Annotated in this window: 11 protein-coding genes; 5 read left to right on the top strand and 6 right to left on the bottom strand. The window is 68.6% G+C overall.

Annotation, left to right across the window (positions count from 1 at the left end; translation table 11 throughout):
- Positions 1–3: 3 nt before the first annotated feature.
- From AC3FMM_RS18380 to AC3FMM_RS18370, 3 genes are all read right to left on the bottom strand, one after another.
- Positions 4–3,915 carry an autotransporter outer membrane beta-barrel domain-containing protein gene (locus tag AC3FMM_RS18380; protein WP_147309752.1) on the bottom strand — a complete coding sequence of 1,304 codons (3,912 nt, stop codon included), beginning with the start codon at positions 3,913–3,915 and terminating at the stop codon, positions 4–6.
- Between the two features lie 288 nt (positions 3,916–4,203).
- On the bottom strand, positions 4,204–5,370 hold the full coding sequence (locus tag AC3FMM_RS18375) for an acyl-CoA dehydrogenase family protein (RefSeq protein ID WP_092310014.1): 1,167 nt from the start codon (positions 5,368–5,370) through the stop codon (positions 4,204–4,206).
- Between the two features lie 51 nt (positions 5,371–5,421).
- Positions 5,422–5,616 carry a hypothetical protein gene (locus AC3FMM_RS18370; protein ID WP_414248842.1) on the bottom strand — a complete coding sequence of 65 codons (195 nt, stop codon included), beginning with the start codon at positions 5,614–5,616 and terminating at the stop codon, positions 5,422–5,424.
- Between the two features lie 79 nt (positions 5,617–5,695).
- On the opposite strand from AC3FMM_RS18370, the gene AC3FMM_RS18365 reads away from it, so the two are divergent.
- The 3 genes from AC3FMM_RS18365 (at position 5,696) to AC3FMM_RS18355 (ending at position 9,860) form a co-directional block, all read left to right on the top strand.
- The gene (locus AC3FMM_RS18365) at positions 5,696–7,000 is read left to right on the top strand and encodes an acetyl-CoA hydrolase/transferase family protein (protein WP_488687260.1); all 1,305 of its coding nucleotides are present in this window, start codon (positions 5,696–5,698) and stop codon (positions 6,998–7,000) included.
- Positions 7,001–7,040: 40 nt separating this feature from the next.
- On the top strand, positions 7,041–8,249 hold the full coding sequence (locus AC3FMM_RS18360) for an acetyl-CoA C-acetyltransferase (protein ID WP_115712991.1): 1,209 nt from the start codon (positions 7,041–7,043) through the stop codon (positions 8,247–8,249).
- Between the two features lie 78 nt (positions 8,250–8,327).
- Positions 8,328–9,860, top strand: coding sequence for a class I adenylate-forming enzyme family protein (locus AC3FMM_RS18355; RefSeq protein ID WP_488687236.1), 1,533 nt, complete (start codon positions 8,328–8,330; stop codon positions 9,858–9,860).
- A gap of 25 nt (positions 9,861–9,885) precedes the next feature.
- On the opposite strand, the gene AC3FMM_RS18350 is transcribed toward AC3FMM_RS18355, so the two are convergent.
- The 3 genes from AC3FMM_RS18350 to AC3FMM_RS18340 form a co-directional block, all read right to left on the bottom strand.
- On the bottom strand, positions 9,886–10,788 hold the full coding sequence (locus AC3FMM_RS18350; protein WP_115682740.1) for a LysR family transcriptional regulator: 903 nt from the start codon (positions 10,786–10,788) through the stop codon (positions 9,886–9,888).
- Positions 10,789–10,862: 74 nt separating this feature from the next.
- Positions 10,863–11,435, bottom strand: coding sequence for an AraC family transcriptional regulator (locus AC3FMM_RS18345; protein ID WP_240987846.1), 573 nt, complete (start codon positions 11,433–11,435; stop codon positions 10,863–10,865).
- A gap of 135 nt (positions 11,436–11,570) precedes the next feature.
- Positions 11,571–12,479 (bottom strand): LysR family transcriptional regulator, encoded by a 909-nt coding sequence (locus tag AC3FMM_RS18340; protein ID WP_115712989.1) that lies wholly within the window; start codon positions 12,477–12,479, stop codon positions 11,571–11,573.
- 161 nt (positions 12,480–12,640) lie between these two features.
- Here AC3FMM_RS18340 and AC3FMM_RS18335 point away from each other — a divergent pair, with 161 nt between their 5' ends.
- On the top strand, positions 12,641–13,822 hold the full coding sequence (locus tag AC3FMM_RS18335; protein ID WP_488687235.1) for a M20 aminoacylase family protein: 1,182 nt from the start codon (positions 12,641–12,643) through the stop codon (positions 13,820–13,822).
- A 25-nt stretch (positions 13,823–13,847) separates the two neighbouring features.
- Complete coding sequence (locus tag AC3FMM_RS18330) at positions 13,848–14,858, top strand: tripartite tricarboxylate transporter substrate binding protein (RefSeq protein ID WP_115712987.1); 1,011 nt, start codon at positions 13,848–13,850, stop codon at positions 14,856–14,858.
- Positions 14,859–14,881: the final 23 nt, after the last annotated feature.

The following is a 14,881-nucleotide window of genomic DNA, read 5'->3' as shown; positions in this document are numbered from 1 at the left end:
AACCTAGAACAGGTAGCGGGCGCCGGCATTGAACAGCCAACCCTGGATCCCGCCCCGCCCCATCGCATGCTGGTACGAGACCCGGCCATAGAGCGACAGCCGCCCCGTCGGCATCCCGTTGAGCCCCAACGACAACTGGAAGGCGTCGCCCAGCTTGCCGGATTCGAACTGCACCTCGCCGACGTGCACGTTGGTGCCGCCGGTGAACGCATGGAACAGGTCGAAGCCAACGTATGGCGTCAGCCGGCCGCCGGCGACGGCGACCGGCCGAGTCAGGCGCACGCCGGCGCGGCCCACCAGCTGGTTCTGCGAGCCGATGTTGACCTCCAGCTCGTCGACGTCGATGTTGTTGCGGAAGCTCACGTGCTGCCCGATCAGCTGCAGCTGCGGCTCCAGGTTCAGGCCGTAGGGCATGGCAAACGGGTAGCCGGCTTCGATCGATGCGGCGAACAGGCCCCCGTCCATCGAACTGGCCCGGCCGCGCGCCTGCGTCGAGACATCGCCGTCGAACCATCCGCCCGACAGGATGCCGTCGACATACCAGCCCTGGTGGCTCTGGTAGGTGCCGTAGCCGCTGATGCGATAGATGGTGGCACGCGTGCGGCTCGGCCCGTCGACGGCATGCGGCGTAAAGTGCAGCCATCCGACCGAACCGGCCAGGCCGAACCGCCACAGGCCGGTCTCGCCGTCCTGGCGGAACAGGTTGCCGCCGAGGTGGATGGCCGCGTAATCGCCATTGGCATCGTAGCCGTACCGTTCGAACGACTGGTTGCTGGTGTAGCGGAAATTGCCGCCATAGGCGCGGAAGAACATCTCGCCCGGGCCCTGGTCGCGCGCCAGCGCGCGGTCGTCGCGCACCTCGCCCAGGCGGCGGTGCAGGCTGTCGAGGTCGAGCATGCCGGCGTGCAGCATCGCAGCCGGCGCGGTGACGTAGGACGCCACCTGCGGCGCCACCGCGGGACGGGCATCGGGCGGCAGCGGCTCATCCGGGTCGGGCACCACCGGGCCATCGGGCTCGACATAGGTGCTTTGCAGCCGGTAGTCCCAGTAGCCGGACGCATTGCCCACCAGCGACGCATTGGCATCGGCCGCGCTGATCGACGAACCGGGGCCATAGGCGTACAGCCGGTAGGCGTAGGGCGAATTGGCGGCGGTGACATAGCCGCCTTTGAGCGCGAACGCGTCCGGCGTGGAACTGCCGGCGACCTGGACCACCGAGATGCCTTCGCTGGCGTTGACCACGCCGCTGGGCGAGGTGGTCGCGCCAGGGCTGGTGGCGACCGGCTTGATCTGCAGCGTGGTGGTGCCGCTGGCCGAGCCGTTGATCAGCAGGCGGTCGGTGAATTGCTGCGCCAGGCTGCCACCCGCGTCGAGGAAGGTGTTCAGCGCCACCACGCCGTTGTTGCCGGCATAGTCGCCGGTGACGTTGACGGCGTGGTAGGCATTGCCCGGAATCGGGCTTGCAAGCAGCGAACGGCGTCGCCCCAGCGGCAACCCCGGTGCCGCCTGTACGTCGATCACGCTGCCGTCATTGCCAAGACGGGTCAGCACCGAACTCGCCGTCACGTTCCAGCGGCTGCCATTGGAAAGGTTCAGGGTCGACTGGCTGCCGTTGCCGGTCACCGCGGCTCCGGTCAGGGTCGAGGCACTGGCGTTCAGCGTCGCCACGCCCGGCACATTGACCGGCGTGCCGCCGGAAGACTCCTGCCTGCCCAGCACCTGCAGCGCCGCCACGCCCTGGATGGTGGTGTTGTTCGCCGCGATGGTAGCCGAACCGCCCGCGACGCTGATCGCCGCGCCGGCGTCCGACACCACCGTGCTGTTGGCGAGGGTCACGGTTTCGGTGGTATTCAGCGCCTGTCCCAGCGTCGGCACCGGCGGTGCCGACGCCACCGGTGCCGGCGAGCCGTCATCGTTGGGCGGTGCCACGGGAGCCGGTGCCGGCGCCGCATTGGCAATGGCGGTGGCCGAGGCCGCATCCGCGACCCCAAGCAGATGGATGCCCGCCGCATCGACCCCGGCGGCATGCAACGATGCGCCCGTGGCGCTGAAGCGGCCGCCCGAACTGACCCGCACTGCATGCGCGCCGGCGCCGCCCGTACTGACGGCGACGCCCGCACCCTGCGCGCCCGGAGTCAGTTCGACCGTGGCATCGTTGATATAGATGCCGTGGGCATTGGCCGCGGTACCGGTATCGACCCGCCCGCCCGCCAGGCGCAACGCGGCACCTTGCCACGCATAGATGCCCATGCCGCCGCCGCTGGTGCCGATATCGAAATTGCTGCCGGCATAGGTGCTGGCGCCGCCGTCGAACACCGCCCCGTGCGCGCCGGCGCCCGCCGTGCGCACCACCATGCCGTCGATCTGCGCCGTGGGCGCGCCGACCACCCGCAAGCCATAGGCGTTATCGCCCTGGGTGGTCAGCGTCAGGTTGCGCGCCTGCAAGGTAGAACCGTTGTACGCATAGATGGCATGGTCTTCCGCCGTCGCGGTGCTGACCGAGACATCGGTCAGGTCCAGCGTCGATGCCACGGCCTGCACGCCGCGCGTCGCGCCGCTGCCGCTGGTGATCGCCGTGCCGGTGGCGCGCAGCGTCGCGCCCTCGGTCAGGTAGATGCCATAGGCGCCCCCGAACACTGTGCCGCGGGTCAGTTCAACCGTGGTGCCGACGGCCCAGACGCCGACCGCGGCGGCGCTGGAGATCGCCGTATCGGTGGTGCGCAAGGTGCCCCCCGCATTGACGTAGGCGCCGTGGCCATTGGCCAGCGCCCCGCTGAGCGCGCCGCCGGTCATCGTCAGCGACGATCCGGCGCCGTTGACCCACGTGCCTATGCCGGAAGTGCCCTGCGCGGCGAACCGGCTATCGGCCGCCACGGCGGTCGCACCGCCGGCAACGTACAGGCCCCGGGCGCTGGGGCCGGTGGCCGTCACCATGGCGCCCTGCATGCCCAGCGTGCCGCTGCTGACGAAGATGCCATGGGCGGTGGTCCCGCCCGTCGTGATCGTGGCGCCGTTGAGCGTGGTGGTGGAATTGCCATACAGGTAGAGGCCATGGGCGTTAGTCCCCTGCGTACGGATCGTCCCGCCCGTGACGGAAACGGTCGAGCCGATCGCCCAAAGCCCATAGCCGGTGGTCCCTTGCGTGCTCACATTGGTACCGGTCAACACGCCGGTCGCGCCGTTGATCACGACCCCGCGCGCGCCGTTGAGGCTGGCACTCACACTGCCGCCGGTGGTTTCGATCCTGGCGCCGCTGGTGGCATAAATGCCGTAGACGTCCGCCGCCTGCACCGTGACATCGGTGTTGGACAGTTTCACCGACGCGTTGCTCCAGGCCAGCACACCATGCCCGCTGCCCGAGGTTACCAGCGTCGAGTCCCTGACATCCACCGACGCGAATACCCCGTATGCGTGGATCGCGTAGGCACTGGGGCCGTCGGCCGACATGTACATGCGCGCGCCGGTAAAGACCGAAGGACCGGTCTCGCCGGGGACATAGACGCCATGCACCGACTGCCCATGGCCACGGGCATAGGTCAGGCGGCCCGCAACGCTGCTGCCGACGACGGTCAGCGTGCCGTTGGCAACGTACAGCGCCGTGTTGGGCGCGCCTTGCCGATAGTCCGAGTCGATGAAGATATCGCCCGGTGCCGGGCCGAGATCGGGATTGATGGTGGCCGAGCCTCGCGCGGCCACGGACACGCCGGCGCCGCCGAAGTTCTGTGGATAGGGCGGCTTGGGGTAAATCGTCGTACTGCCCTGGATAACGCCGTCCGTGCCGAAGAACTGGAACGCATCCCCATACGAGCCCGGCCCGTAGGTGCCCGAGGGCGTGGCATTGGCCTGGGCCTGCACGCCTGCGGCGTACATCAGTCCGGCCGCAACGCCGGCGAGCGGCGTCAGACGAAAATGCAATCCGGCGTCCCGCTTGCGGACAACACGCGGGCGATGCTGCTCCTTCGGCATAGTGCTTATCCCTTGACGGAGGCTACAGTCCCCGAAGCGGTCAGCACCGGCGCGCGCGCCGCGCCTGTCCGGCGATTCAGCTCTGGGGTCGGTGCCGGAAACCGGCCAGTGGCGGCGAAGCCAGGCTCCGCATTCGCCACTTGTAGCTTGCGCCAAGAATGCCGAAAATCAAGTTAGTGTTTCTTGCCTGCCAATTAAGTTATTTTTTTCAGATGCCGGCGCAACGCCGGCATGCCCTCAGAACGAGCGCGGCAGCCCCAGCACGTGTTCGGCGACGAAGGAGTAGATCAGGTTGGTCGAGATCGGCGCCACCTGGTACAGGCGCGTCTCGCGGAACTTGCGCTCGACATCGTATTCGCAGGCAAAGCCGAAGCCGCCGTGGAACTGCAGGCAGGCGTTGCCGGCCTCCCAGCTGGCCTTGGCGGCCAGGTACTTGGCCATGTTGGCCTGGGCGCCCATGGACTCGTGCTTGTCGAACAGCTCGCACGCTTTCCAGCGCATCAGGTTGGCCGCCTCGAGTTCGATGAACGACTCGGCGATCGGGAACTGCACGCCCTGGTTCTGGCCGATGGGGCGGCCGAAGACTTCGCGCTCCTTCACGTACTTCGTCACCCGATCCATGAACCAGTAGCCGTCGCCGATGCACTCGGCGGCGATCAGCGTGCGCTCGGCATTCAGGCCATCGAGGATGTACTTGAAGCCCTTGCCCTCCTCGCCGATCAGGTTTTCCTCGGGAATCTCCAGGTCCTCGAAGAACAGTTCGTTGGTCTCGTGGTTGACCATGTTGGGGATGGGGCGCACCGTCAGGCCCTTCTTCTGCGCCTCGTGCAGGTCCACCATGAAGATCGACATGCCCTCGCTCTTCTTCCTGACCTCGGCCAGCGGCGTGGTGCGCGCCAGCAGGATCATGAAATCGCTGTGCTGCACGCGGCTGATCCATACCTTCTGGCCGTTGACGACGTAGCGGCCGTCCTTCTTCACCGCCGAAGTCTTGATCTTGGTGGTGTCGGTGCCGGTGGTGGGCTCGGTCACGCCCATCGACTGCAGGCGCCATTCGCCGGAGGCGATCTTGGGCAGGTACTTTTCCTTCTGCGCGGTTGAGCCGTGCCGCAGCAGCGTGCCCATGTTGTACATCTGGCCATGGCAGGCACCGGAATTGCCGCCGCAACGGTTGATCTCTTCCATGATGACCGAGGCTTCGGTCAGGCCCAGGCCGGAGCCGCCGTATTCCTGCGGAATCAGCGCTGCCAGCCAGCCCGCCGCGGTCAGCGCATTGACGAAGGCCTCGGGATAGGCGCGCTGTTCATCGACCTTGCGGAAATACTCGTCGGGAAACTCGGCGCACAGCGCACGGATGGCATCGCGGATTTCGTGGAAATTATTCGATAGGGTCTGTTCGATCATGGCGCTGCCTTGCGGTGGGTCTGTGTCTGTGGCGGTCGGGTACGTGGCGATCTATGCGCCGGCGTGGCGGATGGCCGACGCCGCGTGATAGCCGCCATGGTCGCGGCGTTCGGCCGGCGGGACAATCAGCCTTTCCGAAAGCGCGCCTTCCACGCGGCTTAAGTCCCGGGCAGCCAGGGCCCGGCCGGCATTTTCGCCATCGCCGAAGCCGGCCATTGGCATTGTCGAATAGCGCAAACGCGACATTGGCGACATGCTTCGGGCTATCCCGGCGCGGGCCGGCTGACTTCCGGCCGTGTGCCGACCCAACGTATTCCCCGTGGACATGCACGACCTGGCTTCCCGACTGCAAACCCTCATCCGCCCCGGCGACCACCTCTGGTGGGGACAAGCCACCGCCGAGCCGCTGACGCTGACGCGCGCGCTGGTGGCGCATCGCCATGCCATCGCGCGCGGCGGGCGCTTCAGCGTCTTCGTCGGCATCGGCCAGTCGGACACGCTGCAGCCGGAGCAAGCCGATGTCATCGATTTCTTCGGCTATGCCGCCAGCGGGCCGCACCGCCGGCTGGCCAGCGCGGGCGTGCTCGACATCGTGCCGAGCCATTATTCGCACCTGCCGGGGCTGATCCGGCACGGCACGCTGCGCGCGGATGTGGTGCTGGCGCAGGTCTCGCCCGCCGACGAACAGGGGCGTCACAGCCTGGGCCTGGTGCACGAGTACCTTCCCGCCGCGCTCGACCGCGCCCGCGTGATCATTGCCGAAGTGAACCCGGAGGTGCCGTGGACCCACGGCAGCCGTTATCTCACCGCTGACCAGATCGACCTGCAGGTCGAGGCGCTGTACCCGCCCATCAGCCTGGAGCGCAGCGCTGCCGGCCCCGCCGAACAGGCCATTGCCGGCCATATCGCCGGCTGGGTGGAGGATGGCGCGACCCTGCAGATGGGCATCGGCAACCTTCCTGAAGCAGTGGTTGCCGCGCTGCATGACCGCCGCGACCTGGGGCTGCACAGCGGCGCGGTCGGCGACGGCATTGCCGCGCTGGCCGAGGCCGGCGTGCTGACCAACGCACGCAAGCGCATCGATGCGGGCATCGGCATTGGCGGCATCCTGATGGGCAGCGAGCGGTTGCGGCGCTGGGCCCATCGCAATCCGCAGCTGCAGCTGCGCGAAACCGCCTACACCCACCATCCCGAAGTGCTCGCCAGCGTGGACAAGCTGACCGCGATCAATTCGGCGATCGAGGTCGACCTGACCGGACAGGTCAATGCGGAAGTTGCCGCCGGCGTCTATGTCGGCGCCGTCGGCGGCGCGGTGGATTTCCTGCGCGGCGCCGCGCGCAGCCGCGGCGGCCTGCCGATCGTGGCGCTGCCGGCCACCGCCAAAGGTGCGAGCCGTATCGTCGCGCAATTGTCCGGCCCGGTCAGCACGCCGCGTGCCGACGCCGGCCTGATCGTCACCGAGCATGGCGTGGCCGACCTGCGCGGCCAGCCCCTGTCGCAGCGCGTGCGCCGCATGCTGGACATCGCTGCCCCCGAACACCGCGCCGACCTGGAGCGCCAGGCCCATGCGCTGCTGCGCCAGTGCGGCGCGGCCTTCGTCGCCCTTCCGGGGACGACGCACACCGACTAATTTGATGATTCACCCGATACCGAATACCAAGGAGACTTCCATGCGCAGAGCTGCAATCGTCACCCCCCTTCGCACCCCCGTCGGCACCTTTGGCGGCAGCCTGCGCCCGGTGCCGGTCGAGGAACTGGCCGCGACCGCCGTGCGCGCGGTGGTGGAACGCAGCGGCATCGACCCGGCGCGCATCGACGACGTCGTCTTTGCCCAGTCGTATGCCAACAGCGAAGTGCCGTGCGTGGGCCGCTGGGCCGCGCTGCAGGCCGGCCTGCCGGTTGAGGTGCCGGGCATGCAGCTGGATCGCCGCTGCGGCGGCGGCCTGCAGGCCATCGTTACCGCGGCGATGATGGTGCAGAGCGGCGCGGCCGACGTGGTGATCGCCGGCGGCGTCGAAAGCATGAGCAATATCGAGTACTACACCACCGATATGCGCTGGGGCGCGCGCTCCGGCAACGTGCGCTTCTTCGACCGGCTCGACCGTGGCCGCGAGCGCTCGCAGCCGGTGGAGCGCTTCGGCAAGATCTCGGGCATGATCGAGACCGCCGAGAACCTCGCGCGCGACTACGGCATCAGCCGCGAAGCCGCCGATGCCTTCGCCGTGCGCAGCCACCAGCGCGCCGCGGCCGCCTGGGATGCCGGGCGCTTCGACGCCGAGATCGTCCCGGTGCAGGTGCCGCAGCGCAAGGGCGAGCCGGTCGCATTTACGCGCGATGAGGGCTTCCGCCCGCAGACCACGGCCGAAAGCCTGGCCAAGCTGCGCGTGCTGATGCCGAACGGCACGGTCACCGCGGGCAACGCAAGCCAGCAGAACGATGCGTCGGCCGCCTGCCTGATCGTCGCCGAGGACAAGCTCGCCGAACTCGGCCTGACCCCGATGGCCTCGCTGGTGGGCTGGGCGGCTGCCGGCTGCGAGCCGTCGCACATGGGCATCGGCCCGGTGCCGGCGGTGAAGAAGCTGCTGGCGCGCCTGAACCTGACGCTGGATCAGATGGACCTGGTCGAGCTGAACGAGGCCTTTGCCTGCCAGGTGCTGGCCGTGCTCAAGGGCTGGGACTGGCAGGACCAGGACGCGATCGAGCAGAAGCTCAACGTCAACGGTTCGGGCATCTCGCTGGGCCATCCGATCGGCGCCACCGGCGTGCGCATCCTGGCCACGCTGCTGCACGAACTGCAGCGCCGCGGCGGCCGCTACGGCCTGGAAACCATGTGCATCGGCGGCGGCCAGGGCATTGCCGCGGTATTTGAACGCTATTGATGCCGCAGCGGCGGCGTGGGGCCCTGTGCTTGCCGCACGCCCGCCGCATGCTTTGCCCCGCACCAGGACGCCTGAATCATGCCACCGGACCGAGCCCCCCTCACCCGCATCAGCGACATCCCGCGCCACTGGGCCGCGCGCACGCCCGGCCATGTCGCCGTGTTCGAGGAAGACCGAAGCACCACCTATGCGCAGCTGTGGGCCGGCATCGGCGACGCGCAGCGCTACCTGCAGTCGCAGGGTGTCGGCACCGGCGACCGGGTGCTGGTGGTGGCCGAGAACTGCCTGGCGGTGGTCACGCTGGTGTTCGCACTGGCGGAGCTGGGCGCATGGCCGGTGGTCGTCAACGCGCGCCTGTCCGAGCGCGAGATCGAGGTGATCCGCGCCCACTGCCACCCGCGGCTGATGCTGTTCACCCACGCGGCCTCGCCGGATGCGCTGCGCCACGGCGTGCGCTATCGCGCCCGCGAAATTGCCCCGGCCGGCCTGGGCCCCCTGATGGCCGGCGCCGTCGACGAGACCGCCACGCGCGAGCCCGAAGCGCTGGCGCGCGAGGTGGCCGCGCTGATCTACACCTCGGGCACCACCGGACAGCCCAAAGGGGTGATGGTCACGCACCGCGGCCTGCTGCACTTTGCCGACGTAACCGTGGCCTCGCGCCGCATGCGGCCGGACGACTGCGCCTACGCGGTGATGCCGATGTCGCATGTGTTCGGGCTGGGCACGTTGCTGGTATCGACCTTGCACGCCGGCGCCAGCCTGTACCTGTGCGCGCGCTTCAACGCCGCGGACCTGGCCGCGGCGATCCGCGATGGCGCGATCACGCTGCTGCAGGGCGTGCCGGCCATGTTCAGCCGCATCCTGGCCCACGTGCGGGCCACCGGTGTGCCATTGCAGCCCTCGCCGCGACTGCGCTATCTCTACACCGGCGGCGGCCCGCTCGACCCTACCCTCAAGCGCGATGTCGAGGCGGCATTCGGCCAGCCGCTGCACCACGGCTACGGCATGACGGAGTACGCGGGATCGATGTTCGTGACGCGCCTGGACCGGCCGCGCACCGATTGCGCCGCGGGCGAGATCGTCGCGGGGGCGGACCTGCTGGTGGTCGGCGCTGACGGCAAGCCGGTGCCGCCGGGGCAGCCCGGCGAACTGTGGATCCGCGGGCCGGGTGTGATGCGCGGCTACTACCGCGCGCCCGAACTGACCGCCGCAGCGCTGCGCCCCGGCGGCTGGCTCAACACCGGCGATATCGGCCGCCTGGATGCCGACGGTGCCTTGTTTATCGTCGGACGCACCAAGGACCTGATCATCCGTTCGGGCTTCACCGTCTACCCGATCGAAGTCGAATCGGTGCTCAACACGCATCCGTCGGTGCGGGTGTCGGCCGTGATCGGCCAGCCCGCCGCGGACGGCAACGAGGAAGTGGTCGCCTTCGTCGAGATCCGCGAGGGCGAGCGCTTCGACGCGCCGGCGTTGCATGACTACCTGGTCGGGCGCCTGTCGCCCTACAAGCGCCCCGAGCGCATCGTGCGCGTGGCGGCGATGCCGACCACTGCCAGCGGCAAGCTGCTCAAGCACCAGTTGCGGCAGACGCTCGCGGGCCAGGCGTAGCACGCAGGCGTGCCGCGGTGCTGCTTCAGTCCTGGCGTCCCTGCCCGTCTTCCACCAGCAGGTCCACCAGCTTGCGCGCGAACAGCGGCAAGGCGTCGAGGTCGGCCACGCAGATCTGCAGCTGGCGCTCGGCCCACTCGTCGTCGAGCTGGACGATGCGCAGCGCCATGGCCCTGGCATGGCGGCGCGCGGTGGTCTCGGGCAGCACGGCCAGGCCGACATTGGCCTCGACCATGCGGCACGCGGTCTCGAAATTGCTGACCTGCACGCGCCAGCGCAGGTTGCGCTGCAGGTCCGCCGCGGCCCGCTTCAGAAAGTTGTGGATGGCGCTGTCCTCGGGCAGGCCGATGAAGTCGTAGTCGAGCGTATCGAGGAAATCCACGCGGCCGCGCTCGGCCAGCGGATGGCTCAGCGCGGTGGCCAGCACCAGCCGGTCGCGCCGGTATGGCATGACTTCCAGCCCATCGGTACGCACATTGCCGGCAATGATGCCGATATCGACGATGCCCTCTTGCACTGCGCGCACGATGTCCGGGCTGAGCCGTTCGTGCATGTCGATGGTCACGTCCGGATGGCTGACCAGGTAGCTGCGCAGCACCGCCGGCAGGAACTCGCTCATGGCGGTGGTATTGGCGAACACGCGCACATGGCCTTTGACGCCCGCCGCGTATTCCTGCAGGTCGCCGCTGAGCTGCTCCAGCTGGCGCAGCACGCGGCGCGCATGGGCCAGCAAGGTCTCGCCCGCACCGGTCACCTTCACGCCCTGGCTGCTGCGGCTCAGCAGCTTGACGCCGACGTGTTCCTCCAGGTTCTTGATACGCGTGCTGGCCGCGGCCAGCGACAGGTGCGAGCGCTGCGCGCCGCCGGTCAGGCTCTGGGCCTCCGCGATATGCGTGAACAGTTTCAGGTCGACCAGATCAAAGCGCATGACATCCTTCCCGGGCGTAACGACGGATTATCGCGCAAACCGCGTCATGGAACACCCCTGAGCCGCGCCGCGATTCACGCGACCGAGCGCTGCCGCGGCATGGCGCGCCCGCCGGCCAGCCTTCGCGCCGCTTCCAGCGAGACGCCGAAGCGATCATAGAATGCGCTGTCCAGGTCACCGCCGGCCGGCCAGCCGACCCGGCGCCTGGCCTCGGCAAGGCCCGCTTCGCCCGCCATGACGTCGAACAGCAGCCGCATCAGCCGTTGCGTGCGGCACAGGTCGGTCAGCGCGGTCCCCTGCGCGAACAGCGCGCGGCGCAACTGCGCCGCCGACATGCCGAGCCGTTCCGCGATAAAGGCTGCGTTCCAGGCGTACTGCGGCTGCAGGAACACCCGCTTGGCAATGCGGTGATGCAGGCATTCGGAGGGTTGCGCCGGGGTCAGCCCCAGCAGCTCCAGCGTGCATGCCGCGGGCTGGGCACTGCTGCCATCCAGGCGCAGCGCAAACGCCTCGAACGGCTCGAGGGTGGCCTGCTGGCCGGCCAGCAGCACCCGTTCGTAGCCGCGCCGCCGGACCACCACCCTGCCGCGCTCGGCGCCGACCGACAGCGGAAAGGCCAGCAGCAACTGTTGCAGGCTGGCGTGCATGGAAGACTGCAGATGGACATGCATGGCGGAGCGCGAATGGCGGACAGGATCAAGCTGCATGATCGCCGCAATCCGGCGCGCGCGCCTCTGCCATTCCCGAACACTCCGTTCGCCGCCGCCGCATGCCGCGCCGTGTCAGGCGGCCGGAAACGCCTTCACCAGGTGCCGCAGCAAACCGTCCGCCACCGGCGACAAATGCCGGCCGGCGCGCGTCAGGATGTGGATGCGGCTGTTGTTCAGGATGGGATTGGCCAGCGGCAGCGATACCAGCTGCCGCAGTTGCGGCTCCTTCAGCGGCACCGAGCGCGCCGTCAGGATATAGCCCAGCCCCATCGCGGCGTATTCCCACAGCACCTTGAATGAGTTGGTGACCAGCATCGGCTTGAGCGTGATGTGCTCGTCCAGCTCCGCTGCCTGCACATGCTTGCGCACGCCGAACGAACCGGCCAGGAACGCGCCCTGGTGCTGCGCCAGGTCTGCCAGCGTCAGCGCGCGGCGGCGCCGCGCCAGCGGATGGTCCTTGTGCACGTGCGCGCGGATCGGCGACAGCCGCGAATAGTGCGAGTGCAGCCGCGCATCGTCGGGCGGCTGGAACACGAAGCCGATATGGGCCAGGTCTTCCAGCAGCAGCCGCACGGTCTCGTCCGTGCCCGCCACCTGGATGCTGCAGGTGACGTCGGGGTGCTTGCGCAGGAAGCCCTGCAGCACCGGTTCCAGCACCAGGTCGACAAAGCCTTCGCCGAAGGACAGTTCGACATGGCCGCGCTGGGCGTTCTTCAGGTTGTTCACCTCGGCCAGGAAGGTGTCGTTCAGGTCCTGCTGGCGCCGCGCGAACAGCGCCAGCAGCCGTCCCGCGTCGGTGGCGACCACGCCGCGCCCGCGCCGCTCCAGCAGCGCCAGGCCGGTGTCCTGCTCCAGCTTGGCCACGGCGCGGCTGACCACCGAGGGGTCCAGCTCCAGCACTTCGGCGGCGCCGCGCACCGAGCCGGTCTCGATGATCTGCAGCAGGCACAGCGCCCGCTTGCGGTCCAGCACGTCTTCCATGTCTTGGTCTCCTCCGGCGCCGGCGCAACGTTGTCGTTCCTGGCCGCGCCGCGCGATTTCTTATCGTTGCATTTTATACAACGATTTGTCGCTACCGTTGTCATGGTTTCGGCGGGCCCCTGCGGTGAGAATGCGATGAACCACCACCATCCCGATGTCCCATGACCCTCGCCCTGCCCGCCGACCTGCAGTCATCGATCGAGACCCTCGCGCCGGAATTCGTTGCCATCCGGCGCAGGATCCACGCGCATCCCGAACTGGCCTTCGAAGAGCGCCAGACCAGCAACCTCGTCGCCGAACAGCTGGCGGCATGGGGCTACACGGTGCATCGCGGCCTGGGCACCACCGGGGTGGTGGGCACGCTGCGCAAGGGCCACGGCAGCAAGGCGCTGGGGATCCGCGCCGACATGGACGCGCTGCCGATCCAGGAACGGACCGGACTGGACTATGCCAGCACCATCGCGGGCAAGATGCATGCGTGCGGCCATGACGGCCACACCGCGATCCTGCTGTGCGCCGCGCGCTACCTGGCCGAGTGCGCCGACTTCAACGGCACGCTGAACCTGATCTTCCAGCCGGCCGAAGAAAACGAAGGCGGCGCGCTGCGCATGCTGGAGGACGGGCTATTCGAGCGCTTCCCGTGCGACGAGGTCTACGCGCTGCACAACTCGCCGGGGATGCCGGTGGGACAGATCGGCGTGATCGCCGGCCCCGCCATGGCCTCGTTCGACCGCGCCACGGTCACGCTGCGCGGGCGCGGTGCCCACGGCGCCATGCCGCACCATGGCATCGACGTGATGCAGGGCGCGGCCAGCATGGTGCTGGGGCTGCAATCCATCGTCAGCCGCGAGATCGACGCGCTCAAGTCGGCGGTCATCACGGTGGGCGCGCTGCAGGCCGGCAGCACCTACAACGTGGTGCCCGACACCGCGACCATCAAGATCGGCGTGCGCACGCTGGACCCGCGCGTGCGCACGCTGGTCGAAGAACGCATCCAGGCCTTCGTCACGGCGCAGGCGCAGAGCTTCCGCCTGCAGGCCGAGGTGGTCTACGAGCGCAAGTATCCGGTGCTGGTCAACCACGCCGCGCAGACCGAATTCGCGCGCCAGGCGGCGATCCGGCTGGTGGGCGCGGACAACGTGGTGGAGCGCCCGCCGGTGATGGGCAGCGAAGACTTCGCCTACATGCTCGAGCATCGCCCCGGCGCCTATATCCGGCTGGGCAACGGCGTGGGCGAAGACGGCGGCTGCATGGTGCACAACCCGCTGTATGACTTCAACGACAGGGCCCTGCCGGTCGGCGCCGCATTCTGGGCGCACCTGGCGCAAAGCTATCTGGCCTGAACAAGAATCTGAGGAGACAACCCCCATGGCTACCCTGAACCGCCGCCGCTTCCTGCAACACGCCGGCCTTGCTGCCGGAGCTTCCGTACTGTCCGGCCTGCCGGCGTTTGCGGCCGATGCCTTTCCCGCCAAGGCCCTGTCGCTGGTAGTGCCCTACCCCGCCGGCGGCGCCAGCGATGCGTCGGCGCGCATCTTCGGCGAATCGATCAGCAAGAGCGTGCGCCAGCAGGTGGTGGTGGAGAACTACGGCGGCGGCACCGGACTGATCGGCGCCAACAAGGTGCTGGCCGCGCCGGCCGACGGCTACACCTTCTTCCATGGCTCGATCAACGAGGTGTTCCTGGCGCCGCTGCTGAACCCCGCGGCGCGCTACAAGCCGCAGGACTTCGTGCTGGCCGCGCCGATCAGCGACGCCAATATCGTGCTGATGGTGCGCAACGGCATCGCCGTGGACAGCCTGGACAAGTTCATCGAGTTCGCGCGGCAGGGCAAGGGCAAGTCGCTGACCTACGCCACCGTCGGCATCGACTCGATCTATCACCTGATGGGCGATGCGCTGGCCGCGCGGCTGGGCGTGCCGTTCCTGCACGTGCCCTACAAGGGCGGCGCGCCGGCGCTGCAGGGCCTTGCCGGCGGCGAAGTGGACTTTGCCATCCTGCCCTACCAGTCCAGCTTCGACAGCATGCAGCAGCAGGGCCGGCTGAAGATACTGACCAGCTTCTCGCGCGCCTTGCCACCGGCGCTCAAGTCGGTCCCGCTGATTTCGCAGAGCAAGCTGGTGCCGGATTTCGAATACACCATCGGCGGCGGCTATTTCGTCAGGCAGGGCACGCCGGCGGATCGCGTGGCGGTGCTGCGCAAGGCCATCGGCGAAGCGCTGGCCAAGCCGGAGATCCGCGCCAAGCTTGAAGCCGAGGGCCGCACCGTGCTGCAGCCGATCGACAGCCAGGAGCAGGCGAACCGGATGTTCGAACAGTACCTGGCGCGCGTCAACAAGCTGATCCAGGGCGTCGGCCGCAAGACCAACGCGGCCTGAGGCGCGGCGAGTTGCGGCGGCAA

This window comes from Cupriavidus sp. 207A1, from assembly GCF_057798955.1.
The sequence above is the reverse complement of the archived record's forward strand: the minus strand, read 5'-3'. Positions and strand labels throughout refer to the sequence as shown.